Source organism: Bradyrhizobium sp. SZCCHNRI20481 (assembly GCF_032485055.1).
Lineage (GTDB): Bacteria > Pseudomonadota > Alphaproteobacteria > Rhizobiales > Xanthobacteraceae > Bradyrhizobium.
Genome location: NZ_JAUEUE010000004.1, coordinates 172,037 through 194,127, shown reverse-complemented (window position 1 = coordinate 194,127; position 22,091 = coordinate 172,037). Strand labels below are relative to the sequence as shown.

Below are 22,091 nucleotides of genomic sequence, written 5' to 3'. Positions count from 1 at the left end.
AGATGGCTGGGAAGTCCGGCTTCCTTCACCTTCTCGTCCTATGGTCGGTTTCATCGTTTGAACAGTGAGCGGATTGGCCCATGTCGGTACGGTTAAGAATCATTGCAGCGATCAAGCAGATTGCGGACGAGCAGAAGGTCAAGCTGCCGCCGCTGACCGACGAACTGACGTTGCACGAGACCGGCTTCGACTCGCTCGCTTTTGCCATCCTGGTCGCCCGTCTCGAGGACGATCTCGGCGTCGATCCATTCACACTGTCCGAGGACGTGACGTTCCCCAACACGATAGGCGACTTCATCGGGGCCTATGAGAATGTCCCCGCGTGAGATCTTCGCTCTTCGCGACCATCTCGGGACCGCGCTGACCGAGCGGACGATCTCCGATCCGCGTCACGTCCTATCGCTCGCCGAGCTCTCGCGTGGAAGCTGCCTCGGCGGCCGCACCAAAGAGCTCAACGGACGTTCGGTGCTGCTGGCGACCTCCGGCCAGTTGCTCGCCGGCCTCGCGCTGATCGAGATCGACGGCGTCGCGGGGCGCCTGCTGTTGTGTCCGCCGGATCTCAAGGGCGAGCATCTCGCCAGCATCATCGCCGATGCGGACATCGACGTCATTGTGACCGATGAGGTCCAGCGTTTCGACGCCTGCGGCGTGGATCTCGTGATCGAGGTCGCCCTGCCGCAACCTTCTGTCGAGGTGGTGCAGACGGTGCGCGCCACCGAATGGCTGATGCTGACATCAGGCACATCGGGCGTGCCGAAGATTGTCGGGCATACGCTCGAGGGCCTGTGCGGCGCGATCATCGGCGACCGTCCGGGTCCTGGCGAAGCGATGCCGGTGTGGGCGACCTTCTACGACATTCGCCGCTATGGCGGCCTGCAGATCTTCCTGCGTGCCATCGTCGGCGGTGGCTCGATGGTGCTGTCGGATCCGGGCGAGGGGCTCACGGACCACATCGCGCGTCTCAACGCGCGCGGCGTCACTCACATGTCCGGAACGCCGTCGCATTGGCGCAAGCTGCTGATGAGTGGGTCGGTGGAAGGCTTTGCGCCGCGCTATGTGCGTCTCTCCGGCGAGATCGCCGACCAGGCCGTGCTCGACGGATTGAAGCAGGCATTTCCCGACGCTTCGATCGGTCATGCCTACGCCTCGACGGAGGCCGGCGTCGGCTTCGCGGTCAATGATGGGCTGGAGGGTTTTCCTGCGACGCTGCTCGGCGAAGGCCGCGGGGCCGTCGACATGAAGGTCGTCGACGGCTCGCTGCGCATCCGCTCCAGGCGCGCGGCGCACGCCTATGTCGGACGCGCTGCGGCTGCCCTGACCGATACGGACGGCTATGTCGACACCGGCGACATGGTCGAGCTGCGCGGCGATCGCTACTACTTCGTCGGGCGCCGCAACGGCATCATCAATGTCGGCGGGCTCAAGGTCCATCCCGAAGAGATCGAAGCCGTGATCAATGGCCATCCCGAGGTGCGGATGTCGCGCGCCAAGTCGCGACGCAGCCCGATCACCGGCGGCATCGTCGTCGCCGAGGTCGTGCTGACGGCGGATGCCGATCCGGCGCGGAGTAAGACGGTTCGCAACGAGATCCTCGCCGCGTGTCGCGCGCGTCTCGCGGCTCACAAGGTGCCGGCGATGATCCGCGTCGTGCCAGCGCTCGACGTCACACCGGCCGGCAAGCTGGCGCGCGCCGATGCATAATGTTCTCGTCACCGGCGGCAGCCGTGGCATCGGGCTCGCCATCGCGCGCAGGCTCGCGGGAGCGGGCTATGACGTCATCGCGGTGGCCCGCCGGGAGAGCGACGAACTGCGCGCAGCGATGGCCGAGTTCAGCGCCAGCAGCGCCGGCATTCATTTCCGCGCCTGCGACCTCAGCGTCGTTGACGACCTTCCGGCCTTCGTGAAGTCGGTCCGCGACGAGTTCGGTCCGCTCTATGGTCTCGTCAACAATGCCGGTCTCGGCACTGAAGGGCTGCTCGCGACCATGCACAATTCGGAGATCGAGGCGCTGGTGCGGCTCAACGTGCTGGCGCCGATGATCCTGACGAAATACGTCGTTCGCCACATGATGGCCGCGGGCGAGGGGCGGGTGATCAACATCTCCTCGATCATCGCCTCTACCGGCTACAACGGCCTGTCCGTCTACGGCGCGACCAAGGCGGCCGCCAACGGCTTCACGCGCTCGCTGGCGCGCGAGGTCGGCAAGGTCGGCATCACCGTGAACGCGATCGCGCCGGGCTTCATCGCCACCGAGCTGACGCAGAGCATGGACGAGGAGCAGCAGCGGCGCATCGCCGGCCGGAGCGCGTTGCGGCGGCTGCCGGAAACCGATGACGTGGCCGCGATGGTTGAATTCCTGCTCGGCGACGGCGGGCGCAATGTCACCGGCACCGTGCTGACGGTCGACGCAGGCAATACCGCCTGAGGCTATTTGCGGCGATCGGTCGCTCTCGCCGTTGATTTCGCTCAAGCGTCCGACGGGCGGCAGCAGCGATAGTGCCGGCGCAATCCGGAACCGGTATCCATGTTCGAGCGCATTCTGCGGTGGAGCCTCGTCGCAATCGCAATCGCGGGCCTCGCCGCGGGCGGGCTCGCGCATGTGCTCGGTCGCCCCGATCTTGCCGGGATCGCGTTCACGGCCTCGACCGTTCCTGTTATCCTCGGGCTGATCGTCTCGATCGTCCGCGATTTCCTGGCCGGCCGCATCGGCGTCGACGCGATTGCGCTGGTGTCGATGAGCGCGGCAATCATCCTCGGCGAGCCGCTGGCTGGCGCTGTCGTGGCGCTGATGTATTCCGGCGGCAACGTGCTGGAAGACATTGCCGTCGCCCGCGCCGAGCACGATCTGCGGGCGCTGGTCGATCGCGCGCCGCGCGAGGCGCATCGCCGCCGTGGCGACGACATCGACAACGTTCCGATCGCCAGCGTCGCGGTCGGTGATCGCCTGATGGTCCGCGCCGGCGAAATCATCCCGGTCGATGGCATGGTCGAAGCGACCATCGCCGTCGTCGACGAGTCGGCGCTCACGGGTGAGCCGATCCCGGTGACGAAGACGCGCGGGATGGCGATCCTTTCGGGATCGGTGAACGCCGGCGACACGTTCGAAATGGTGGTCACGGCCACCGCGGGCGAAAGCACCTATGCCGGCATCGTCAAGCTGGTGACGACGGCCCAGACCGCGAAGGCGCCGTTCGTGCGGCTTGCCGACCGCTATGCCCTGATCTTTCTGCCCGTCAGCCTCGCCATTGCGGCGGCCGCCTGGTTCGCCTCGGGCGATCTGATCCGGAGCCTCGCGGTGCTGGTCGCCGCGACGCCCTGCCCGTTGATCCTCGCCGCACCCGTGGCCTTCATCGCGGGGGTCGCGCAGGCCGCGCGCAGCGGCATCCTGGTCAAGGGCGGCGGCAAGCTGGAGGCGCTCGCGCGTGCCCATACCGTGCTGTTCGACAAGACGGGCACGCTGACCGTCGGCGGCGCGCGGCTGCTCTCGGTCGACGCGGCACCGGGCGAGGACGCCGATGCGGTACTGCTGCTCTGCGCATCGCTCGAGCAGGCCTCGCACCACGTGGTGGCGCACGCGATCGTTCAGGCCGGCCAGGCCCGCGGGCTGAAGCTGAAGGTGCCCGAACAGGTCAGGGAGACCATGGGCTCGGGCCTCGAAGGGCTGATCGATGGCCGCCCTGTGATGGCCGGCTCGCGCGACCTCGTGCTCGGCAGCCGCACGCCGCCGGCTTGGGCGGCGCGCGCGATCCGCCGGGCGTCATGGCGTTCAGCCCTGATCGTCTTCGTTGCCGTCGAGGGGCGCCCGATCGGGGCGCTGCTGCTGGCCGACGAGCTGCGCGCGGATACGCCGCGGGCGATCCGCTGGCTGCGCGAGGCCGGCATCGCGCGCATGGTCATGGTGACCGGGGACCGCGCCGCGGCCGCGCAGGCGATCGGCGCGGCGCTCGACCTCGACGCCGTGCTGGCGGACCGTGTCCCCTCCGACAAGGTGGAGGCGGTCAAGACCGAGCAGCGGCTGCATCCCACGATCATGGTCGGCGACGGCATCAACGATGCCCCTGCGTTGGCCTCCGCCGATGTCGGCATCGCGCTCGGCGCCCGTGGTGCCAGCGCCTCGTCGGAAGCCGCCGACGTGGTCATTCTCGCCGACCGGCTCGATCGGGTGGGCGAGGCGATCGTGATCGCGCAGCGCGCCCGGCGCATCGCCCTGGAGAGCATCTTCGTCGGCATGGGCCTGTCGTTTGTCGCGATGGGGGCCGCCGCCTTCGGCCTGCTGCAGCCGGTGCCCGCCGCACTGGCCCAGGAGGCCATCGACGTCGCCGTCATCCTGAACGCGCTCCGCGCTTTGTTCCCGGCTGGCCGCAGCAAGGCCGGCCGGATCACGGCCGAAGACGGCCGCGGGCTCAGGCATGATCACCAGGCGCTGCTGCGCGGCCTCGACCGCCTGCGCTCGATCGTCGATGCGCTCGACGAGGCCTCGCCCGACGGCGCCGTGGCGCTGATCATGGAGGCGAACGGCTTGGTGCAGGACAAGGTCGTGGCGCATGAGCGCGACGACGAAGGCTCGGTCTATCCGAAGCTCGCGCGGCTCCTGCAGGAGAGCCATGGCCTGTCGGCGATGAGCCGGGCGCATCGCGAGATCCTGCATCTGGCGCGGCTGCTCGGCCGGCTGGTCGAGGATCTGCCGTCCGAGCATGTGGACCGCTATCTGATCCGCGATGCGCAACGGGTGATCGAGGCGATCGAGACGCTGGTGCGCATGCACACGGCGCAGGAGGACGACATCTACGAGGCCGTGGTGGCGCGCTCGGCCGCCTGAGCCGTTCGCGTCAGCCCGGATGCCGCGGCAGGTCGATCCGCTCGTTGGCAAATTCCGCAGGACCTTCGATCAGGCGGCGAATCCGCCGCTGGCGCTCGTCGGCCGCCAGGTTCGGGTCGAGCATCCGATCGATCAGCCGGATCGCATTCTGCTCGATGGCGACGGGATCCCGCGACGTGAGCTGCCCTGTTGCTGCCGGCCGCGATGCATGCAGGCCGATCGTGAGCAATTGGCCGATGGCGTCGGAGCGTGTCATCTGGTGGGCCTCCGCCCAGGCGTCGATCTCGGCGGTGAGCTCCTGGGACAGCTTCACCGCACTCACCGCATCATGTCCCAGCCGGACGGCCGGGCTGTGATCCCTGCGGACGTCGGAGAATGGCGTCATGTGTTTGCCGGACGTCATCTGCCTGTTGATCATATTAGCCTAAAATATGCGGGAGGGACTGGGATTTGATTTCGATCAAGGACGTCCTAAGAAAGCGGCTTCTCGCGGCGGTTCCGCCGCCGGATGCCACGCGTGTCGCTGCCGCCAGGCGGGCCACGGAGCACAATACCGCAGACAGTCGGCAAGCCCATGCGATTCCTCCACACCTTCCAGGTCTATGATTTCCTCGACACGCTCGTCAGCCTGTTCACGGCTTTCGTGCTGGGGACGCTGATCGGCGCCGAGCGGCAATACCGGCAGCGCAGCGCCGGGCTGCGCACCAACGTGCTGGTGGCCGTCGGCGCGGCCGCCTTCGTCGACCTCGGCAACCGCCTCACCGGCGCCGACGGCGCGGTGCGGATCATCGCCTATGTGGTGTCGGGGATCGGCTTCCTCGGCGCCGGCACGATCATGAAGGAGGGCATGAACGTCCGCGGGCTCAACACCGCCGCGACGCTGTGGGCGTCCGCCGCGGTCGGCGCCTGCGCCGGCGCCGACCTGATCGCGCAATCGGTGGCGCTGACCGTGTTCGTGCTGGCCGGCAACACGCTGTTGCGGCCGCTGGTCAACGCGATCGATCGCATCCCGCTCAATGCGCAGACGTCGGAGGCGCACTATGAGATCGTCCTGACCACCGACGGGCTGCGCGCCGCCGAGCTGCGCGAGGCGCTCGACGAGCGGCTGGAGGCGGCCAAATACCCGGTGCGGGAGACCGAGGTCGTCTATCGGTCGGAGGACATCGTCGAGATCGTCGCGACGCTGGTGCCGCTCGCGGTCGATACGGTCGATCTCGACCGCGTCGTGTCCGAGCTGGCGAAGCTCGCCGGGGTCCGTCATGCGACCTGGAACGTCAGAGCGCTGGTGTGACGGCATTGGCCGACCAGCATCGCCGCACCGGCGGCGGGACGCTCGCCACACCTCGTGGCTGCCTGCCGCCGGCGGTCGTCGCAAGCTCCCCACCCACGTCATGGTTCGACATCCCCCGCATCGCTCATCGCGCCCATGCGAAAGTTCCATGTCGCGCCTGAACCATCGCTGAATGCAGCGCCGTCAGTCGTCGGGCGTGCGGCAGCTCCATCGTCAGTGCCCGCCGCGGGCGAAGATCTCGTAGAAGCCGAGCACGATCTCGCAGGCGATCAGGATGACGACGATCACCTCGAGCCGCAGCGAGCGCTTGGTGTCGATGATGTCGGCGAGCGTGGTCGCCGTCTCGGCGATCACCGCGAGCTTGCGGTTGAGGGTTTCCTCCCGTTCCTTCAGCTCATACTCGTCCTCGAGCCGCGCATAGAGCCGCTCCAGATCGGGCCGGTCCCACAACACGTCCGGCTTCTCGCCGACCGCCACGCGGCCGGAGACCCGGTGCTGCACCAGCAGCGCCTCGCCGAGCAGCTTGAGCATCGCCACCCGGCTCTTCGAGGTTCGCCCCAGCATAGCCAGCTCGCGCGCGAATGGCTCGATGGTGTCGAACACGTTGGCGATCTCGCGCTCGCTGCGGCCGAGCACGACGCTTTTCGCCAGCGCATCGGCGACGATGAGCAGTCGCTCCAGCGACAATTCCTTGACCAGGACCGGGCCGCCGACCGGGATTGGCTCGTCGGATTCGCGCGCGACCTGGACCTTGGCCGTCTCTTCCTCGTGCGGCGCGATCGGGCCGAACAGCCGCGCGCTCAGCCGGTCGAGGAAGTTGATCTCCTCGGCCACCGACAGGCCGATGAAGACGACGACGCCGTAGCGGAAGACCACGGCGACTCCCGTCTCGCCGATGCGGACCGCAAGCGGCGTCGCCGACAGCACCTGGCCTTCGAAGCCGGCGGTATTGATGCGGTCCGCGATCTGGAGCGCGCGGGCGGCGAGTTGTGGAACGGGTGAGGTGTCGGCCATGATGGCGAAAGGCTAGCACGTCATTGCCGATGGAACGATAACGCGGCGCAGTCCGTCTGGCGACACGTCCGCTGCCGAATATCGTTGCGTGAACCCGCTTGACAGGAATGAACGTAGCTCCTCATTGGACGCGCACCCCGGACGGATGCCTCTCGATGTCGAAGACCAGCGCTGCGGACTACTATGCCTCGATTCCGGTGTTTCGCGGCTTTGCGCGCCTGATGGAGCCGCAGCTCTACCAGCCGGTGCCGGATGATTGGCTGATCGGCACGGCCGACATCGTCGAGTCGACCAAGGCGATCGCCGACAAGCGCTACAAGGCGGTCAACATGGCCGGGGCGGCGGTCATCGCCGCAGTCACCAATGCCTTGGAGGGGCGCGAATTCCCGTTCGTGTTCGGCGGTGACGGCGCCAGCTTCGCCGTCAGCCCGGATGACGAAGCGGCCGCGCGCGAAGCCCTCGCCTCCACCGCGACCTGGGTCAGGGAGGATCTCGCTCTCGCGATGCGCGTCGCGCTGGTCCCCGTGACGGCCATCCGCGCGCAGGGGCTCGACGTCCGCGTGGCGCGCTACGGTCCATCGGCCAATCTGTCCTACGCGATGTTCGCGGGCGGCGGATTGGGCTGGGCCGAGGCCGCGATGAAGCGGGGCGAGTTCTCGATTCCCCCGGCGCCGTCCGGTGCGCAGCCCGATCTGTCCGGACTCTCGTGCCGCTTCGAGGAGATTCCGGCGGCGCGTGGGGTCATTCTGTCGGTGCTGGTGCTGCCGGCCCCCGGCGCGGAGGCGCAGGCCTATCGCAAGGTGATCGAGGAGATCATCACGCTCACCGAGCGCAGCCCCGATGCCGGGCGGCCGGTGCCAGCCGGCGCGCCGGCGTTGCGATGGCCGCCGCAGGGATTTGGCTACGAGGTCCGCGCCGCGCGCGGACCGCTGTTTTCGCGCTGGGCCCGCGTGCTCGGACGTACGCTGTTCGTCTATGCCGTGATGCGGTTCAACATCAGCATCGGCGGCTTCGTGCCGGATCTCTACAAGCAGCAGGTGGTCGAGAATTCCGACTTCCGCAAATATGACGATGCGCTGCGCATGATCCTCGACTGCACCGACGAGCTCGCGCAGGAGCTGGAGCGCCGGCTCGGCGCGGCGGCCTCGCGCGGCATCGTCCGCTACGGGCTGCATCGGCAGGATGCCGCGATGATGACCTGCTTCACGCCGTCCGCGATCCGGCCCGATCACGTCCACTTCATCGACGGCGCACGAGGCGGCTACGCGTCGGCTGCGACCGCGTTGAAAGCCGCGGTCGCCTGAGCGCGGATCAGCGGGAGCGGGTCCAGGTCTCGCCGCCGCACAACGATCCGACGCAGCCTTCCACCTTCAGCGTATCCGGGCCGGAAACGGAGATGTGGCTGGTGTAGCTCTGGCCGTCGTCGGCGTTGTAGATCTTGCCGGACCATTTGTTCGGCCCCTCGGGGTGAACGCCTTCGAACAGTTGCAGCCCGATGATCGGGCGGTTGGCCAGCGAGCGATTCGGATTCTTGTTGTCGACGGCCGGCTTGCCGGTGTCGGTGTCCATCGGCTCCTTCAGCCACACGACGGTGCCGCAGAGATTGGCGCCGCATTTGGCGACCTTGATCCTGGCGTCGCCCGCCTGGGTCAGCCAGGTGCCGGTCGGATCATCGGCGGCCAAAGCGGGCTGCGCCATCACGACGGTCGCCAGCGCAAGACCAGCCAAACGCAATTTCCAAATCATCTTACCCCCCGTTGAAGCCGCGTTTCCATAACAGCAAACGGCGCAGTTGCAATCGTCGAGGTGCGGTTGTCCAAGGCATGATCATCACGATCAGGTGCATTGCCGACGGGCCGTCTCAATCCGTTGTTCGATTGTCTCATGGCATGTGCCGGGAAATGGTTTTGACTGCCGCAACAAACTCCGCTGTCGTCCCGGCCCTTGAGCCGGGACCCATACCCCCAGGGAGCGGTTTGAGGCACGCCGGCCATTGGCTTTTCGCATCTCACGTCCGCCGCGGCGTATGGGTCCCGGATCGGCGCCATGCTGCGCTGGCGCGCGTCACGGCTTGTCCGGGACGACGACGGCGGGTGAGGCGGTTTCACGGTTCAAACAGCGATGGACATAGCTTTGCAGCCTCGCGGCCCTTCACGCCCGAGGTCTGCGATCATCGTGGCCCATGCAAAAATGCAGAGGGCGCAGGGAATGCCGGGTGAAGGCCTCACCCATGGCCCGCCTGCTGAAAAAATGCAGGCGGCAGGTACCACAGGCAAAGCCGAACACTCCGGCATTCCCTGCGCGACGGTCTTCACGCTTATACGCAGTCTCCCTGGTGCGCCGGGCTTGTTGGCCACCATCCCCAGCGCCATGCGTTCGCATTGCGCCAGGTTGACACCAGCTTCGGGGTGTCAGGACGCTGCGACTTCACGTCCGCGCGCTACCGTTCGTCCGCACGCCGATAAGCATGCTGCGGCAGCAACGCGGCCATCGCATCCCCACCTCGCGTGTCGTGACGATCGCGCGCAACGCCCCTCTGCGGTGAGGCGGGATGCCGGGATACAATCATGATTTCGCAAAAAACGCAAGAGGATTATTTTTTTCGGAAGACTGCCATGTGCTCCGCTGTCGTCCCGGCCTTGAGCCGGGACCCATCCTCCGCAGCGGACATCATGGGCAAAGCGCCAATGACCAGCGTGCCTCAAACATCTCCCTGCGGGTATGGGTCCCGGATCTGCGCGCGCGTGCCGCGCGCTTGTCCGGGACGACAGGGGAGAGCGGCCTCACCACGGCAGGCCGCAGAGGTCGATGGTGCCGCGCGTCGGCGCGGTGCGCTTGACGTCGTGCACGAGCGCAGACAGCGTGTCGAAGCGGATGCGGCCCTGCTCGGGCTGCTCGGCGTAGACGTCGCCGTCGATCGGAATGAAGCCGCGTGCCGTATAGAAGGGGATGCGATCCGCCGCGCAGAACAGGACGGCGTAGTTGATCGAGTCCTCGTGCCGCAGGGTCTGGATCGCCGCGTTCAGTCCCACCGTGGCGAGACCGCGGTTGCGCATGTCGGCGCGCGTCAAAACGCCGCCGATGCCGCCGACATTGACGTTCTGACCGTTCCATTTCACGAGTCGGCGATAGATGCCGACATGGCAGAGCACCTCGCCGCTCTCGTCCTGTACCAGCACCCGCAGGTCGGCATGCGCAAATGTGATACCAGCCCACGGTAATCCGGCGACCACCTCGGGCGGCCAAACCGCGTCGTAAAGCGGCTTGACCAGCGGCCAGGCGGCGTCACCATTCAATACGTCGATCTCGATGCTCATCAAAGCGGCTCGCTTTTTCCAAATTCACGGTGTTTTACGGTGTCGGAACCTTCTATAAGAAGGTCCCGTTAAATCCCGTCTTCCACAAGTTGCGGAACCGCCCCCATGACCTTTACGCTTCCCCCCCTGCCTTACGCCTATGAAGCCCTCGGACCCTACATGTCCAAGGAGACGCTCGAGTACCATCACGACAAGCATCATCAGGCCTATGTGACCAACGGCAACAATGCGATCAAGGGGACCGAATTCGAAGGCAAGTCCCTCGAGGAGATCGTCAAGGGCTCGTTCGGCAAGAACCCCGCCGTCTTCAACAATGCCGGCCAGCATTTCAACCACATCCATTTCTGGTCTTGGATGAAGCCGAACGGCGGTGGCTCCAAGCTGCCCGGCCGGCTCGAGAAGAAGATCGACGAGGATCTCGGCGGCTTCGAGAAGTTCAAGGCCGACTTCGCCGCCGCCGGCGTCGGCCAGTTCGGCTCCGGCTGGTGCTGGCTCTCGGTCAAGAACGGCAAGCTCGAAATCTCCAAGACACCGAACGGCGAGAACCCGCTGGTGCACGGCGCGACCCCGATCCTCGGCTGCGACGTCTGGGAGCACTCCTACTACATCGACTATCGCAACCGCCGTCCCGACTATCTGAAGGCGTTCGTCGAGAACCTGATCAACTGGGATTACGTCGACGAGCTCTACGGCAAGGCGATCTGATCGCGAGCCGGGCGAGACACCAGGGCGGCGGCTTCGGCTCGCCGCCCTTTTTCATGCCCGACGCGGTTTGATGCGGGCAATCCTTGCAAGGCGGAAGCCGCTGCGGCAAAAGTTTTGCATCTTTTGTGGCAAGGGCAGGGCATCCATTCTCGCGATGCCTGCTGCAGGTGAGGTCCCGTGAATCAGCTGGTCGGATATTTTCTCGTCTTCTTCGGCGGCGGCTGCGGCGCCTCGCTACGGCACGCGATCAACATGGCCAGCGCCAGGGCATTCGGGACGGACTTCCCGTACGGCACCTTTATCATCAACATCACCGGCTCCACCGTGATGGGCCTGATCGCCGGCTACCTCGCCTTCAAGGGCGAAGCGCCCCAGCATTGGCGGCTGTTCCTGATGACCGGCATCCTCGGCGGCTACACCACGTTCTCGGCGTTCTCGCTCGACACCGCGCTGCTGTACGAGCGGGGTGCGCTGGGCCTAGCCGCGCTGTATGTGCTGGGATCGGTCGGGATTTCGATCGCGGGCCTGTTCGGCGGCCTGGCCCTGGTGCGGTATCTTATCTGACAAATTGGCTGCCGAGGGCAGGTCGATCGAGGGAGAGGCGCCTCCTCTCCACACCGTCATGGCCGGGACAAGCCCGGGCATGACGAGAACCCAATTGGCAGCTCTGTCCTGGCGACCGTTTTATCGGAGAGCGGCGCGATCTCTCCTCCGTCATTGCGAGCGGAGCGACGCAATCCAGAATCCCTCCGCGCAGGCAGCCTGGATCGCTTCGCTGCGCTCGCGATGACGAGTGCGTCGAAGACCTTCGGCCCCAGAAACCCCCCGGCCGCGGTGGACAGAGGTGATGTTATAATGTAACATTATGACGAGATGACCCAGTCCGCCCTCCAGAGTCACAACCATACCCATACGCACGGCCATGCCCACAGCCACGGCCCCGCCGCGCCGCATCCGGCGCAGGCCGCGCCGTGGTCGATCCTGCGCATGCCCGTGACCACGCGGCTCGGCGCAGCGTTGGTCGCCAGCGCCGTGTTGTGGCTGATCGTCTGGCTGGCGATGCGGTGATGACGGCGATGGCACAACTGCAATTCCGCGACGTTACCTTGGGCTATGACCGCCACCCGGCGGTGCATCACCTCACGGGCGAGGTCGCGACGGGCGCGCTGCTCGCGGTGGTCGGTCCCAACGGCGCCGGCAAGTCGACCCTGTTCCGCGGCCTTGTCGGCCTGCTCAAGCCGCTCGCCGGCACCATCACGGCCGCCGGTGTGAGGCCGCGCGAAATCGCCTATCTGCCGCAGATCGCCGATATCGACCGCTCCTTCCCGATCTCGGTGTTCGATTTCGTCAGCACCGGACTGTGGCGCAGCACCGGCATGTTCGGCGGCATCGGCGCGGTCGCGCGCGAGAAGATCGCGCAGGCGATCGCAGCCGTCGGGCTGACCGGCTTCGAGGGGCGCGGCATCGGCACGCTGTCGGGCGGCCAGATGCAGCGCATGCTGTTCGCGCGCGTGCTGCTGCAGGATGCCCGCGTGATCGTGCTCGACGAGCCGTTCAATGCGATGGACACGAAGACCTCGGCCGACCTGTTGCAACTGATCGAGCACTGGCATGGCGAGCGGCGCACCGTGCTGGCGGCGCTGCACGACATGGACATGGTGCGCGCGCATTTCCCGCAGACCCTGCTGCTGGCGCGCGAGGCCGTGGCCTGGGGACCGACGGCGGAGGTGCTGACCGCCGACAATCTGTCGCAGGCGCGTCGGATGTGCGAGGCGTTCGACGATGCCGCCGCGCCCTGCGTGCCCGCGCAAGCCTCCAAGGCGGCATGATGCTGCGCGAGGTGCTGTTCGCTCCGTTCTCGGATTTCGAGTTCATGCGCCGCGCGCTCGCCGCGGTCATCGCGCTGTCGCTCGGCTCCGGACCGATCGGCGTATTCCTGATGCTCAGGCGCATGAGCCTGGTCGGCGACGCCATGGCACATGCGATTCTTCCCGGCGCGGCGATCGGTTTCCTGCTGTCGGGTCTCAATCTGTTTGCGATGACGACCGGCGGCCTGATCGCCGGCTTTGCCGTGGCGCTGCTATCGGGCCTCGTCTCGCGCTCGACGGGGCTGAAGGAGGACGCGTCGCTCGCGACCTTCTATCTGGCGTCACTCGCGATCGGCGTCACCATCGTCTCGGTCAAGGGCACCAACGTCGATCTCTTGCACGTGCTGTTCGGCAACATCCTGGCGATGGACGACCCGACTTTGCTGATGGTCGCGACCAACGCCACCATCACGCTCGTGGTGCTCGCCGTGATCTACCGCCCGCTGGTGGTGGAGAGCGTCGATCCCTTGTTCCTGCGCACGGTGAGCCGGGCCGGTGCGCCGGCGCATCTGATCTTCCTCGCCCTGATCGTCGTCAACCTCGTCAATGGATTCCAGGCGCTGGGCACCTTGCTTGCGGTCGGCCTGATGATCCTGCCGGCGGGGATCGCCCGGTTCTGGTCGCGCGACGTCACGCCGATGATCTGCATCGCGGTCGCGTCTGCGATCGTCTCCGGCTATGTCGGTCTGGTGCTGTCGTTCCAGACCCGCATTCCCTCGGGGCCTGCGATCATCCTGGTCGCGTCCTTGCTCTATCTCGGCTCGGTACTGTTCGGACGCGTGGGCGGCGTGCTTCCGCAACTGTTTCCGGGACGCCATCTCGAAGCTTGAAGTCGATGCCCATGAAACGCCTGCTGTCCGCGCTGAGCCTGCTCTTCGGCCTTGTTCTGATTGTCCCCGCATCGGCCGAGACCCGGCTGAACGTCGTCACCAGCTTCTCGATCCTCGCCGATTTCGTCCGCCAGGTCGGCGGCGACAAGGTCAATGTCGCCTCGCTGGTCGGGCCGGACAGCGACGTGCACGTCTACACGCCGACGCCGCATGATGCGAAGGATGTCGGCGCCGCGCAGCTCCTGATCGTCAACGGCCTCGGGCTGGAGGGCTGGCTGCCACGGCTGCAGCAGGCTTCCGGCAGCAAGGCGCCGATCGTCGTCGCCACCCGGGGCATCACCCCGCGCAAGCGCGGCTCGGATGCCGATCCGCATGCCTGGCAGTCGGTCGGCAACGCCAAGGCCTATGTGAAGAACATCCGCGATGCGCTGGTCGCGGCCGACCCCGCAGACGCGGAGGTCTTCAAGGCCAATGCGGAGCGCTATCTCGGCGAGCTCGATGCACTCGACCGCGAGGTCCGCGCCGAGATCGACAAGATCCCGGCCGAGCGGCGCAAGGTGATCTCGACCCATGACGCCTTCGGTTATTTCGCCGATGCCTATGGCGTCGCCTTCATCGCCCCGCTCGGCGTCTCCACCGAGACCGAGCCGTCGGCCCGCGACGTCGCCGAGATCATCCGCCAAGTGAAAAAAGCGGGGATTCCGGCCGTCTTCCTGGAGAATTTCAACGACGACCGGCTGGTCGGCCGGATCGCCGCCGAGACCGGCGCGAAGATCGGCGGGACGCTGTATTCCGACGCCCTGAGCGATGAAAAGGGCCCCGTTCCCACTTACATTGCCATGGTCAGGCACAATATAAGGGCCCTGACGAGCGCGCTGGTCCGTTAGGGTTTTCGAGCCCTCGCGGCGGCGCGCTTTTTGAGCCATTTTCGACGCGATCTGAGGTTTTCGGAGTGAGCATGTCCGACGCGAGCAAGACACCAGTGACGGTCCTGACCGGCTATCTCGGGGCCGGCAAGACCACGCTTCTGAACCGCATCCTCTCGGAAGACCACGGCAAGAAATACGCCGTCATCGTCAACGAATTCGGCGAGATCGGCATCGACAACGACCTCATCGTCGGCGCCGACGAGGAAGTGTTCGAGATGAACAACGGCTGCATCTGCTGCACCGTGCGCGGCGATCTCGTGCGCATCATCTCCGGCCTGATGCGGCGCAAGGGCAAGTTCGACGCCATCATCGTCGAGACCACCGGGCTGGCCGATCCGGCGCCTGTGGCGCAGACCTTCTTCGTCGACGAGGACGTGCAGAAGAACGCGCGGCTCGACGCGGTGGTGACGGTGGCCGATGCCAAATGGCTGTCGGACCGGCTCAAGGATGCGCCGGAGGCCAAGAACCAGATCGCGTTTGCCGACGTGATCGTGCTCAACAAGACCGATCTCGTCACCAAGCCGGAGCTCGCCGAAGTCGAGGCGCGCATCCGCGCCATCAACCCCTACGCAAAGCTGCATCGCACCGAGCGCTGCCAGATCGCGATCTCGGACGTGCTGGAGCGCGGCGCGTTCGATCTCGACCGTATCCTCGAGATCGAGCCGCAATTCCTCGAAGCGGGCGACGATCACGATCATCACCACCATGATCACGACCACGGCCATGATCACCATCATCATCACGATCACGGCCTGAAGCACTATCACGACGAGGAGATGCAGTCGCTGTCACTGCGCTCCGACAAGCCGCTCGATCCGTCGAAATTCATGCCGTGGCTGCAGAACCTGGTGCAGACCGAGGGCGGCAAGATCCTGCGCTCCAAGGGCATCCTGTCGTTTCAGGACGATGACGACCGCTACGTCTTCCAGGGCGTGCACATGATGCTGGAAGGCGATCATCAGCGGAAATGGAAGCCGGATGAGGCGCGCGAGAGCCGCGTCGTCTTCATCGGCCGCGAGCTGCCGGAAGACGCTATCCGCGAAGGTTTCGAACGCTGCATCGTGACCTGATGACGTCGTTCGACCAGAGCGGCGAGGCCGCATCCATCGTGTCCGTCACCGACAAGGTGAAGCCGGTCTCGCTCGGCATGGCGGTCACGGCCGTGCACTATCTCGGCGATCGTGCCGTCTTCGTCGGCACCGAGGAGAGCGTCGCAATCGTCGACGGCGAGGGTGAGATCAGCAAGGTCGAGGTGTCAGGCGGCGGCATCCTGTCGGCGGTGTCGGACGGATCGCGGATCGTGATCGGCGGCGATGACGGCAAGGTTTCCTCGCTCGACAAGGCGGGCAGCGTCAGCGTGCTCGTGACCGATCCGAAGCGGCGCTGGATCGACAACGTTGCCCTTCATCCGGATGGTGCGATCGCCTGGTCGGTCGGCAAGACCGCGTTCGTGCGTCCGCCCAAGGGCGAGGAGAAGTCGCTCGAGGTGCCCTCGACCGCGGGCGGGTTGGCGTTCGCGCCGAAGGGCCTGCGGCTTGCGATCGCGCATTACAACGGCGCGACCTTGTGGTTTCCCAACATGGCGGGCGAGCCGGAATTCCTCGGCTGGGCCGGCTCGCATCACGCCGTCACCTTCAGCCCCGACAACAAGTTCCTGGTCACCGCGATGCACGAGCCGGCGCTGCACGGCTGGCGCCTAGCTGACTCCAGGCACATGCGGATGACCGGCTACCCCTCGCGGGTGAAGTCGATGTCCTGGGGCAGCGGCGGCCGTTTCCTGGCGACCTCGGGGGCCGACATGGTCATCCTCTGGCCGTTCGTCGGCAAGGACGGCCCGATGGGCAAGGAGCCGGCGATGCTGGCGCCGATGAAGGCCAAGGTCACCGCTGTCGCTTGCCATCCCAAGCAGGACATCCTGGCCTGCGGCTACGAGGACGGCACCGTGCTGATGGTGCGGATGCAGGACGGCGCCGAGATCTTGGTGCGGCGGAATGAGACGCCGCCGATCGTGGCGCTGGGCTGGAATGCTGCGGGAACGTGGCTCGCATTCTCGGACGAAGGCGGCGAGGCCGGCCTGCTGCGGCTCTGATGGGGCACTGGGGCGCAGGCTCCGATGGAACCCCACAGGCGCGTGACCGTTGTTCCGCACATCATAGGATGCGGATGACAAGCCATGGCCTTGATCAACAGCAAACAGACGTTGCGCCGGGACATGCTGCTGGCAGGCGGCCTGCTCGGCCTGGGCGCGCTGGTGGCCATCATCTCGCTGACCGAGATCAAGGCCAATCATCCCGACCAGGTCGCGCAGGCGACGCCCTCGGCCTCGCCTGAGCCGTCAGCGACGCCGGCCGAATCCAAGCCCGGCGGCACCCGCCCGACCACGCCTGCGCCCGAGCCCGCGCGCCCTGACGTGGAAGCTCAAAAGGAAGGCGCGAAGCCGGCGCTGCCGCCAGCCCCGGCCGAGAAGATCGCGCCGACGATGGAGCGGAAGTAGCTGGAGAGGCCCAAACGCGGCCACAAATTCCGCTGTCGTCGGGGCGAACGCCGGGACCCATAACCCCAGGACGTCGTTCGAGGCAGGCTGTTAGCTCCATCTCCCGTCTCATACCCGCCGGGGAGTATGGGTCCCGGGTCGGCGCCACGACGGCGTTGCCGTCGTGGCTTGCCCGGGACGACAGTGGAGGTTTACCGCACCAGGATGTTGCGGAACTGCCAGGGATCCGACGTGTCGATATCCTCCGGGAACAGGCCCGGCCGATCGTTCAGCGGCGTCCAGTCGGTGTAGTAGCCCTTCACCGGGCCGAGATAGGGCGACTGGATCTCCAGGCAGCGGCGGAAGTCCATCTCGTCGGCTTCGACGATGCCGGCGGTCGGGTTTTCCAGCGCCCACACCATGCCGGCGAGCACGGCGGACGAGACCTGCATGCCGGTCGCGTTCTGATACGGCGCGATGCGGCGGGTCTCCTCGATCGAGAGCTGCGAGCCGTACCAATAGGCGTTTTTGCCGTGGCCATAGAGCAGCACGCCGAGCTCGTCGATGCCGTCGACGATCTCGTTCTCGTCGAGGATGTGCCACTTCCCCTGCATCTTGCCGGTGGCGCCGAAGATCTCGTGCAGCGACAGCACGGCGTCATTGGCCGGGTGATAGGCGTAGTGGCAGGTCGGACGATAGACGACCTTGTCGCCGTCGCGCACGGTGTAGTAGTCGGCGATCGAGATCGACTCGTTGTGGGTCACCAGGAAGCCGTATTGCGCGCCCGGCGTCGGACACCACGAGCGCACGCGGGTGTTGGCGCCCGGCTGCAGCAGATAGATCGCAGCGCCGCAGCCCTCGGTGTGGCGGCGGCCGTTCTCCGGCATCCATGTCTCGTGCGTGCCCCAGCCGAGCTCGGCCGGCTGCATGCCCTCGGAGACAAAACCCTCGACCGACCAGGTGTTGACGAACACGTCCATCGGCTTCGGATTCCTGGAGCGCTGGGTGTCGCGCTCGGCGATGTGGACGCCCTTGACGCCGAGCTTCCGCATCAGCTGCGCCCAGCCCTCGCGGCTCTTCGGCTCGACGATCTCGGTCTTGGTGTCCTTGGCGATGTCGAGCAGCGCCTGCTTGACGAACCAGGAGACCATGCCGGGATTGGCGCCGCAGGTGGAGACGGCGGTGGTGCCGCCCGGGCTCTTGCGCCGGGCGGCGAGCAGCGTCTCGCGCAGCGCGTAGTTGGAGCGCTGCTCGACGCCCATCTGCTTGTCGAAATAGAAGCCGGCCCACGGTTCGACGACGGTGTCGATGTAGAGCGCGCCGATCTCGCGGCACAGCGTCATGAGGTCGACAGAGGAGGTGTCGACCGACAGGTTGACGCAGAAGCCCTGGCCGCCGCCTTCGGTGAGCAGCGGCACCAGCAGATCGCGGTAGTTGTCGCGGGTCACGCCCTGCTGGATGAAGCGGACGCCATGCTTCTTCGCTAGCGCGCCGTCGTCATGCGGATCGATGATGACGAAGCGGCTCTTGTCGTAGTCGAAATGGCGTTCGATCAGGGGCAGGGTGCCCTTGCCGATCGAGCCGAAGCCGATCATCACGATGGGGCCGGTGATCTTCGCGTGGATCTGCGAGCTCATGAATGGTTCTCCGCGAAAGGTGCGTGGGATGGATGGATTCAGGCGGCGCGCCGCCTTCAGACGCTGCGCCGCTTTTAGGTGCTGCGCCGCTTGGCCGTGACCTCGATCTCGACCTTCATCTCGGGCTTGAGCAGGCCTGCGACGACCACCATCGTGGCTGCCGGACGGATGTCGCCGAGCACGTCGCCGCAGACCGCGAAATGGGCATCGGCGTCGTTGACGTCGGTGAGGTAGTAGGTCGCGCGGACGATATCGGCCATCTCGAAGCCGCCCTCCTGCAGGGCGGCGGCGATGGTCTTGAAGCAGTTGCGTGACTGGCTCGTGACATCGGCCGGCATCGTCATGGTGGTGTAGTCGTAGCCGGTGGTGCCGGCGACGAAGGCGAAGTCGCCATCGATGACGGCGCGGCTGTAGCCGAAGCTCTTCTCGAACGGTGATCCGGTAGAGATCAGACGGCGGGACATGGCGGACCTCGTGGTGGGATTTTCGGGGGTTAAAGAGCTTTTGCTGCACCTGCGCAACCCCTGAGGGGCTGCTGCGGCGTCCGTTGCCGGCATGCCTAACGCGGGCGGGTGACGTCAGGTCCGGCGGGCGGCGTGCTGCTCCAGCGCCGCACCACGATGTCGCGGACGATCATGATCCCGAGCAGGATCAGCACCAGCGTCGGCAGCAATGTCCGCCGCCGCGGCGCGTGCCCGTCGCGGGCGGTTACGCCGCGCATGATACCAGCCGCTCCTTGCGGCTGCGGCGGGCCTTCCGCTCCCGGGCGCCGGTGGCGCGGATCGGGCCTGCGGCGCCATCGAGCGCACCCTCGACCAGCTCGAGCCCGAGCAGGCGCTCGCGCGCGAACGCGCCGGGCAGCTCCAGCTTGGCGGTCTGCGCGACCGAGAAGCCGAAGCGGGCGTAATAGGGCGCGTCGCCGAGCAGGATCACGGCGCCATGGCCGCGCGACGCCGCGATCATCAGCGCGGCGTTCATCAGCGCAGCGCCGACGCCGAGGCTGCGCGCCTCACGCGCGACCGCCAGCGGTCCCAGCATCAACGCATCGCGTCCGCCGGCGCTGACGTGCCACAACCGCAGCGTTCCCACCAGGGCGCCGCCGCGCACCGCCGACAAGGCGAGGCCTGCGGCGGGCGCGCGTCCGTCGCGCAGGCGCTGGCAGGTGCGCTCATGGCGGTTGTCGCCAAAGCAGGCATCGAGCAGCGTCTCGCGCGCCGCGACGTCGGAGGCTCGTTCGCTGCGGATCGCGAACGAAGCGGCAGTCCGATGGGGCGCAGTGGTAACGGAGCGAAAAGCGGTCATGGCACGTCAGTCCCCGGCCTGCGCCGCGAGCCACCGCCCGCGCGCAAACACGTGATGTCAGGTTGAAGGTGACGGTCTATCGCTCCCTCCCCCGCTTGCGGGGGAGGGTCGGGGTGGGGGCGGCCCCACCCGAAGCTTCGCGTCGTCTCACCCGCAAGCGGGTGGCGAAGCAAGCCGGATCAGATGTGATAGGTCTTCAGCGGGGGGATGCCGTTGAAGGCCACCGACGCGTAGGTCGACGTATAGGCCCCGGTCCCCTCGATCAGCACCTTGTCGCCGATCGAGAGCGTCACCGGCAGCGGATACGGCAGCTTCTCGTACATCACGTCGGCCGAATCGCAGGTCGGGCCGGCGAGCACGCACGGGGTCATCTCCGCGCCCTCATGCGGGGTGCGGATGGCGTAGCGGATCGACTCGTCCATCGTCTCGGCGAGGCCGCCGAACTTGCCGATGTCGAGATAGACCCAGCGCAGCTCGTCCTCGTCGCTCTTCTTCGAGATCAGCACCACTTCCGACTCGATGATCCCGGCATTGCCGACCATGCCGCGGCCCGGCTCGATGATCGTCTCCGGGATCTGGTTGCCGAAATGCTTGCGCAGCGCACGGAAGATCGAGCGGCCGTACTGCACGACCGGCGGCACGTCCTTCAGGTACTTGGTCGGGAAGCCCCCGCCCATGTTCACCATGGTCAGGTTGATGCCGCGCTCGGCGCAGTCGCGGAACACCGTCGAGGCCATCGCCAGCGCGCGGTCCCACGCCTTCACCTTGCGCTGCTGCGAGCCGACATGGAACGAGATGCCGCACGGCTCCAGGCCGAGCCGCTTGGCCAGGTCCAGCACGTCGACCGCCATCTCCGGATCACAGCCGAACTTGCGCGACAGCGGCCACTCGGCGCCGGCGCAATCGTACAGGATGCGGCAGAACACCTTGGCGCCCGGCGCGGCGCGCGCGATCTTCTCGACCTCGGCGGCGCAGTCGACCGCGAACAGGCGGATGCCGAGCGCATAGGCGCGCGCGATGTCCCGCTCCTTCTTGATCGTGTTGCCATAGGAGATGCGGTCCGGCGTCGCACCGGCGGCCAGCGCCATCTCGATCTCGGCGACGGTCGCCGTGTCGAACGACGAGCCCAGCGAGGCGAGCAGCGACAGCACTTCCGGCGCCGGGTTGGCCTTGACCGCATAGAACACGCGGCTGTCCGGCAGCGCCTTGGCGAAGCTCATGTAGTTGTCGCGCACGATCTCGAGGTCGACGACGAGACAGGGCTCGTGGTCCAGACCTTCCTCGCGGCGGTTGCGCAGGAATTCCCGGATACGTTCGGTCATAGCACCCTCCAAACGGTCCCAGCGACGAGACCCGTTCAAAATGATCCCGACACGGGTGCCTTGGCGTTGCCGCCCGATGGAAAGGCGACAAAACCTCGAACCCGTAGCCGAATTGTGCTGCCGTGGATTGGTTGGGAATTTCCCGCCCGCACACCTGGCAATGAAGGACAAGCCTTTTCAGTAGCCCGCGCCGGCTTTGGACTGCCGGTAGAGACCAAAAAAGCCCGATCCGTCGTTGCTTTAAGTCGCGTCCCCCGTTGAGAGCGGGGTGCGCCGGTTCGCCTCCGGCTGCCAGTCACGGTTGCAAAAGATGGGGTGACCTTCAGCGGCATCTCTTGAGAGAGATGCTGGGCTCTGGAGCATGGCGATCTCGATCATGGTGATCTTGATCGCAACGATCCGAGGGCCCCTCGGTTCCTCATCCCTTGGCGGCTGTCCGGCCTCTTGTCCGGATACCTACCGACTGACACACGACCACAGGCACGTGCGAAATTGGGCAGAAGCGGAAATAAGCGTTTTGAATTTCGTTCGCAAGGAATTTTTGGGCGCCGGGAAAGATTTCCCTAATCTGTGCTTACGCGACA

General features: G+C 66.4%; 24 protein-coding genes. 15 read left to right on the top strand and 9 right to left on the bottom strand.

All coding sequences use genetic code 11. The annotated features are described in order from the left end of the window. Positions 1 to 80 precede the first annotated feature (80 nt). From QX132_RS07715 to QX132_RS07700, 4 genes are all read left to right on the top strand, one after another. Positions 81 to 326 (top strand): acyl carrier protein, encoded by a 246-nt coding sequence (locus tag QX132_RS07715; RefSeq protein ID WP_315716519.1) that lies wholly within the window; start codon positions 81 to 83, stop codon positions 324 to 326. After that, positions 313 to 1,701 (top strand): AMP-binding protein, encoded by a 1,389-nt coding sequence (locus QX132_RS07710; RefSeq protein WP_315795892.1) that lies wholly within the window; start codon positions 313 to 315, stop codon positions 1,699 to 1,701. Before QX132_RS07715 ends, QX132_RS07710 begins: the two co-directional genes overlap by 14 nt. Continuing rightward, positions 1,694 to 2,425 carry an SDR family NAD(P)-dependent oxidoreductase gene (locus QX132_RS07705; protein ID WP_315736432.1) on the top strand — a complete coding sequence of 244 codons (732 nt, stop codon included), beginning with the start codon at positions 1,694 to 1,696 and terminating at the stop codon, positions 2,423 to 2,425. The genes QX132_RS07710 and QX132_RS07705 overlap by 8 nt, the downstream gene beginning before the upstream one ends. A gap of 99 nt (positions 2,426 to 2,524) precedes the next feature. Further along, the gene (locus QX132_RS07700) at positions 2,525 to 4,819 is read left to right on the top strand and encodes a heavy metal translocating P-type ATPase (RefSeq protein ID WP_316160625.1); all 2,295 of its coding nucleotides are present in this window, start codon (positions 2,525 to 2,527) and stop codon (positions 4,817 to 4,819) included. Between the two features lie 10 nt (positions 4,820 to 4,829). On the opposite strand, the gene QX132_RS07695 is transcribed toward QX132_RS07700, so the two are convergent. Further along, a complete protein-coding gene (locus QX132_RS07695) occupies positions 4,830 to 5,237 on the bottom strand; it encodes a hypothetical protein (protein WP_315736434.1) in 408 nt (135 codons plus the stop codon). A gap of 156 nt (positions 5,238 to 5,393) precedes the next feature. Here QX132_RS07695 and QX132_RS07690 point away from each other — a divergent pair, with 156 nt between their 5' ends. After that, the gene (locus tag QX132_RS07690) at positions 5,394 to 6,110 is read left to right on the top strand and encodes an MgtC/SapB family protein (protein WP_315736435.1); all 717 of its coding nucleotides are present in this window, start codon (positions 5,394 to 5,396) and stop codon (positions 6,108 to 6,110) included. A 213-nt stretch (positions 6,111 to 6,323) separates the two neighbouring features. On the opposite strand, the gene QX132_RS07685 is transcribed toward QX132_RS07690, so the two are convergent. Next, complete coding sequence (locus tag QX132_RS07685) at positions 6,324 to 7,124, bottom strand: RMD1 family protein (RefSeq protein WP_315777672.1); 801 nt, start codon at positions 7,122 to 7,124, stop codon at positions 6,324 to 6,326. 155 nt (positions 7,125 to 7,279) lie between these two features. Between QX132_RS07685 and QX132_RS07680 the strand changes: the two genes are divergently transcribed. Continuing rightward, positions 7,280 to 8,428: a DUF3095 domain-containing protein gene (locus QX132_RS07680; protein ID WP_316160623.1), complete on the top strand. Its 1,149-nt coding sequence runs from the start codon at positions 7,280 to 7,282 to the stop codon at positions 8,426 to 8,428. A gap of 7 nt (positions 8,429 to 8,435) precedes the next feature. Here the strand turns inward: QX132_RS07680 and QX132_RS07675 are convergent, their stop codons facing one another. Both QX132_RS07675 and QX132_RS07670 read right to left on the bottom strand, forming a co-directional pair. Then, positions 8,436 to 8,870 carry a DUF2147 domain-containing protein gene (locus QX132_RS07675; RefSeq protein ID WP_315736438.1) on the bottom strand — a complete coding sequence of 145 codons (435 nt, stop codon included), beginning with the start codon at positions 8,868 to 8,870 and terminating at the stop codon, positions 8,436 to 8,438. A gap of 1,037 nt (positions 8,871 to 9,907) precedes the next feature. Continuing rightward, positions 9,908 to 10,441, bottom strand: coding sequence for a GNAT family N-acetyltransferase (locus QX132_RS07670; RefSeq protein ID WP_316160622.1), 534 nt, complete (start codon positions 10,439 to 10,441; stop codon positions 9,908 to 9,910). Positions 10,442 to 10,546: 105 nt separating this feature from the next. Here QX132_RS07670 and QX132_RS07665 point away from each other — a divergent pair, with 105 nt between their 5' ends. The 9 genes from QX132_RS07665 (at position 10,547) to QX132_RS07625 (ending at position 17,267) form a co-directional block, all read left to right on the top strand. Next, complete coding sequence (locus tag QX132_RS07665; protein ID WP_315753699.1) at positions 10,547 to 11,146, top strand: superoxide dismutase; 600 nt, start codon at positions 10,547 to 10,549, stop codon at positions 11,144 to 11,146. A gap of 177 nt (positions 11,147 to 11,323) precedes the next feature. After that, a complete protein-coding gene (crcB, locus tag QX132_RS07660) occupies positions 11,324 to 11,710 on the top strand; it encodes a fluoride efflux transporter CrcB (protein ID WP_316160621.1) in 387 nt (128 codons plus the stop codon). A 309-nt stretch (positions 11,711 to 12,019) separates the two neighbouring features. Then, entirely contained in the window at positions 12,020 to 12,214 is a 195-nt protein-coding gene (locus QX132_RS07655; RefSeq protein WP_315795906.1) for a hypothetical protein, read from the top strand. After that, positions 12,214 to 12,975 (top strand): ABC transporter ATP-binding protein, encoded by a 762-nt coding sequence (locus QX132_RS07650; RefSeq protein WP_315795908.1) that lies wholly within the window; start codon positions 12,214 to 12,216, stop codon positions 12,973 to 12,975. Before QX132_RS07655 ends, QX132_RS07650 begins: the two co-directional genes overlap by 1 nt. Further along, entirely contained in the window at positions 12,972 to 13,844 is an 873-nt protein-coding gene (locus QX132_RS07645) for a metal ABC transporter permease (RefSeq protein ID WP_409999051.1), read from the top strand. The genes QX132_RS07650 and QX132_RS07645 overlap by 4 nt, the downstream gene beginning before the upstream one ends. An 11-nt stretch (positions 13,845 to 13,855) precedes the next feature. After that, positions 13,856 to 14,731, top strand: coding sequence for a metal ABC transporter substrate-binding protein (locus QX132_RS07640; RefSeq protein ID WP_315777667.1), 876 nt, complete (start codon positions 13,856 to 13,858; stop codon positions 14,729 to 14,731). A 71-nt stretch (positions 14,732 to 14,802) separates the two neighbouring features. Then, entirely contained in the window at positions 14,803 to 15,843 is a 1,041-nt protein-coding gene (locus QX132_RS07635; RefSeq protein ID WP_409998878.1) for a CobW family GTP-binding protein, read from the top strand. Further along, a complete protein-coding gene (locus QX132_RS07630; RefSeq protein WP_316160619.1) occupies positions 15,843 to 16,862 on the top strand; it encodes a WD40 repeat domain-containing protein in 1,020 nt (339 codons plus the stop codon). Before QX132_RS07635 ends, QX132_RS07630 begins: the two co-directional genes overlap by 1 nt. A gap of 84 nt (positions 16,863 to 16,946) precedes the next feature. Continuing rightward, the gene (locus tag QX132_RS07625) at positions 16,947 to 17,267 is read left to right on the top strand and encodes a hypothetical protein (protein ID WP_316160618.1); all 321 of its coding nucleotides are present in this window, start codon (positions 16,947 to 16,949) and stop codon (positions 17,265 to 17,267) included. A 191-nt stretch (positions 17,268 to 17,458) separates the two neighbouring features. Here QX132_RS07625 and QX132_RS07620 read toward each other — a convergent pair whose 3' ends face one another. The 5 genes from QX132_RS07620 to QX132_RS07600 form a co-directional block, all read right to left on the bottom strand. Continuing rightward, positions 17,459 to 18,883, bottom strand: coding sequence for a homospermidine synthase (locus QX132_RS07620; RefSeq protein WP_316160617.1), 1,425 nt, complete (start codon positions 18,881 to 18,883; stop codon positions 17,459 to 17,461). A gap of 74 nt (positions 18,884 to 18,957) precedes the next feature. Beyond that, entirely contained in the window at positions 18,958 to 19,347 is a 390-nt protein-coding gene (locus QX132_RS07615; RefSeq protein WP_316160616.1) for a RidA family protein, read from the bottom strand. Between the two features lie 95 nt (positions 19,348 to 19,442). Next, the gene (locus QX132_RS07610; protein WP_316160614.1) at positions 19,443 to 19,604 is read right to left on the bottom strand and encodes a hypothetical protein; all 162 of its coding nucleotides are present in this window, start codon (positions 19,602 to 19,604) and stop codon (positions 19,443 to 19,445) included. Further along, entirely contained in the window at positions 19,592 to 20,185 is a 594-nt protein-coding gene (locus QX132_RS07605; RefSeq protein WP_316160613.1) for an N-acetyltransferase, read from the bottom strand. The genes QX132_RS07610 and QX132_RS07605 overlap by 13 nt, the downstream gene beginning before the upstream one ends. A 179-nt stretch (positions 20,186 to 20,364) precedes the next feature. Then, the gene (locus QX132_RS07600) at positions 20,365 to 21,507 is read right to left on the bottom strand and encodes a type III PLP-dependent enzyme (protein ID WP_315777663.1); all 1,143 of its coding nucleotides are present in this window, start codon (positions 21,505 to 21,507) and stop codon (positions 20,365 to 20,367) included. Between the last annotated feature and the right edge of the window lie 584 nt (positions 21,508 to 22,091).

Bases quoted from the DNA above. Each gene is read 5' to 3' on its own strand.
- QX132_RS07715 (WP_315716519.1), top strand. From the start codon at position 81: ATGTCGGTACGGTTAAGAATCATTGCAGCGATCAAGCAGATTGCGGAC.
- QX132_RS07710 (WP_315795892.1), top strand. From the start codon at position 313: ATGTCCCCGCGTGAGATCTTCGCTCTTCGCGACCATCTCGGGACCGCG.
- QX132_RS07705 (WP_315736432.1), top strand. From the start codon at position 1,694: ATGCATAATGTTCTCGTCACCGGCGGCAGCCGTGGCATCGGGCTCGCC.
- QX132_RS07700 (WP_316160625.1), top strand. From the start codon at position 2,525: ATGTTCGAGCGCATTCTGCGGTGGAGCCTCGTCGCAATCGCAATCGCG.
- QX132_RS07695 (WP_315736434.1), bottom strand. From the start codon at position 5,237: ATGATCAACAGGCAGATGACGTCCGGCAAACACATGACGCCATTCTCC.
- QX132_RS07690 (WP_315736435.1), top strand. From the start codon at position 5,394: ATGCGATTCCTCCACACCTTCCAGGTCTATGATTTCCTCGACACGCTC.
- QX132_RS07685 (WP_315777672.1), bottom strand. From the start codon at position 7,124: ATGGCCGACACCTCACCCGTTCCACAACTCGCCGCCCGCGCGCTCCAG.
- QX132_RS07680 (WP_316160623.1), top strand. From the start codon at position 7,280: ATGTCGAAGACCAGCGCTGCGGACTACTATGCCTCGATTCCGGTGTTT.
- QX132_RS07675 (WP_315736438.1), bottom strand. From the start codon at position 8,870: ATGATTTGGAAATTGCGTTTGGCTGGTCTTGCGCTGGCGACCGTCGTG.
- QX132_RS07670 (WP_316160622.1), bottom strand. From the start codon at position 10,441: ATGAGCATCGAGATCGACGTATTGAATGGTGACGCCGCCTGGCCGCTG.
- QX132_RS07665 (WP_315753699.1), top strand. From the start codon at position 10,547: ATGACCTTTACGCTTCCCCCCCTGCCTTACGCCTATGAAGCCCTCGGA.
- QX132_RS07655 (WP_315795906.1), top strand. From the start codon at position 12,020: ATGACCCAGTCCGCCCTCCAGAGTCACAACCATACCCATACGCACGGC.
- QX132_RS07650 (WP_315795908.1), top strand. From the start codon at position 12,214: ATGACGGCGATGGCACAACTGCAATTCCGCGACGTTACCTTGGGCTAT.
- QX132_RS07645 (WP_409999051.1), top strand. From the start codon at position 12,972: ATGATGCTGCGCGAGGTGCTGTTCGCTCCGTTCTCGGATTTCGAGTTC.
- QX132_RS07640 (WP_315777667.1), top strand. From the start codon at position 13,856: ATGAAACGCCTGCTGTCCGCGCTGAGCCTGCTCTTCGGCCTTGTTCTG.
- QX132_RS07635 (WP_409998878.1), top strand. From the start codon at position 14,803: ATGTCCGACGCGAGCAAGACACCAGTGACGGTCCTGACCGGCTATCTC.
- QX132_RS07630 (WP_316160619.1), top strand. From the start codon at position 15,843: ATGACGTCGTTCGACCAGAGCGGCGAGGCCGCATCCATCGTGTCCGTC.
- QX132_RS07625 (WP_316160618.1), top strand. From the start codon at position 16,947: ATGGCCTTGATCAACAGCAAACAGACGTTGCGCCGGGACATGCTGCTG.
- QX132_RS07620 (WP_316160617.1), bottom strand. From the start codon at position 18,883: ATGAGCTCGCAGATCCACGCGAAGATCACCGGCCCCATCGTGATGATC.
- QX132_RS07615 (WP_316160616.1), bottom strand. From the start codon at position 19,347: ATGTCCCGCCGTCTGATCTCTACCGGATCACCGTTCGAGAAGAGCTTC.
- QX132_RS07610 (WP_316160614.1), bottom strand. From the start codon at position 19,604: ATGCGCGGCGTAACCGCCCGCGACGGGCACGCGCCGCGGCGGCGGACA.
- QX132_RS07605 (WP_316160613.1), bottom strand. From the start codon at position 20,185: ATGACCGCTTTTCGCTCCGTTACCACTGCGCCCCATCGGACTGCCGCT.
- QX132_RS07600 (WP_315777663.1), bottom strand. From the start codon at position 21,507: ATGACCGAACGTATCCGGGAATTCCTGCGCAACCGCCGCGAGGAAGGT.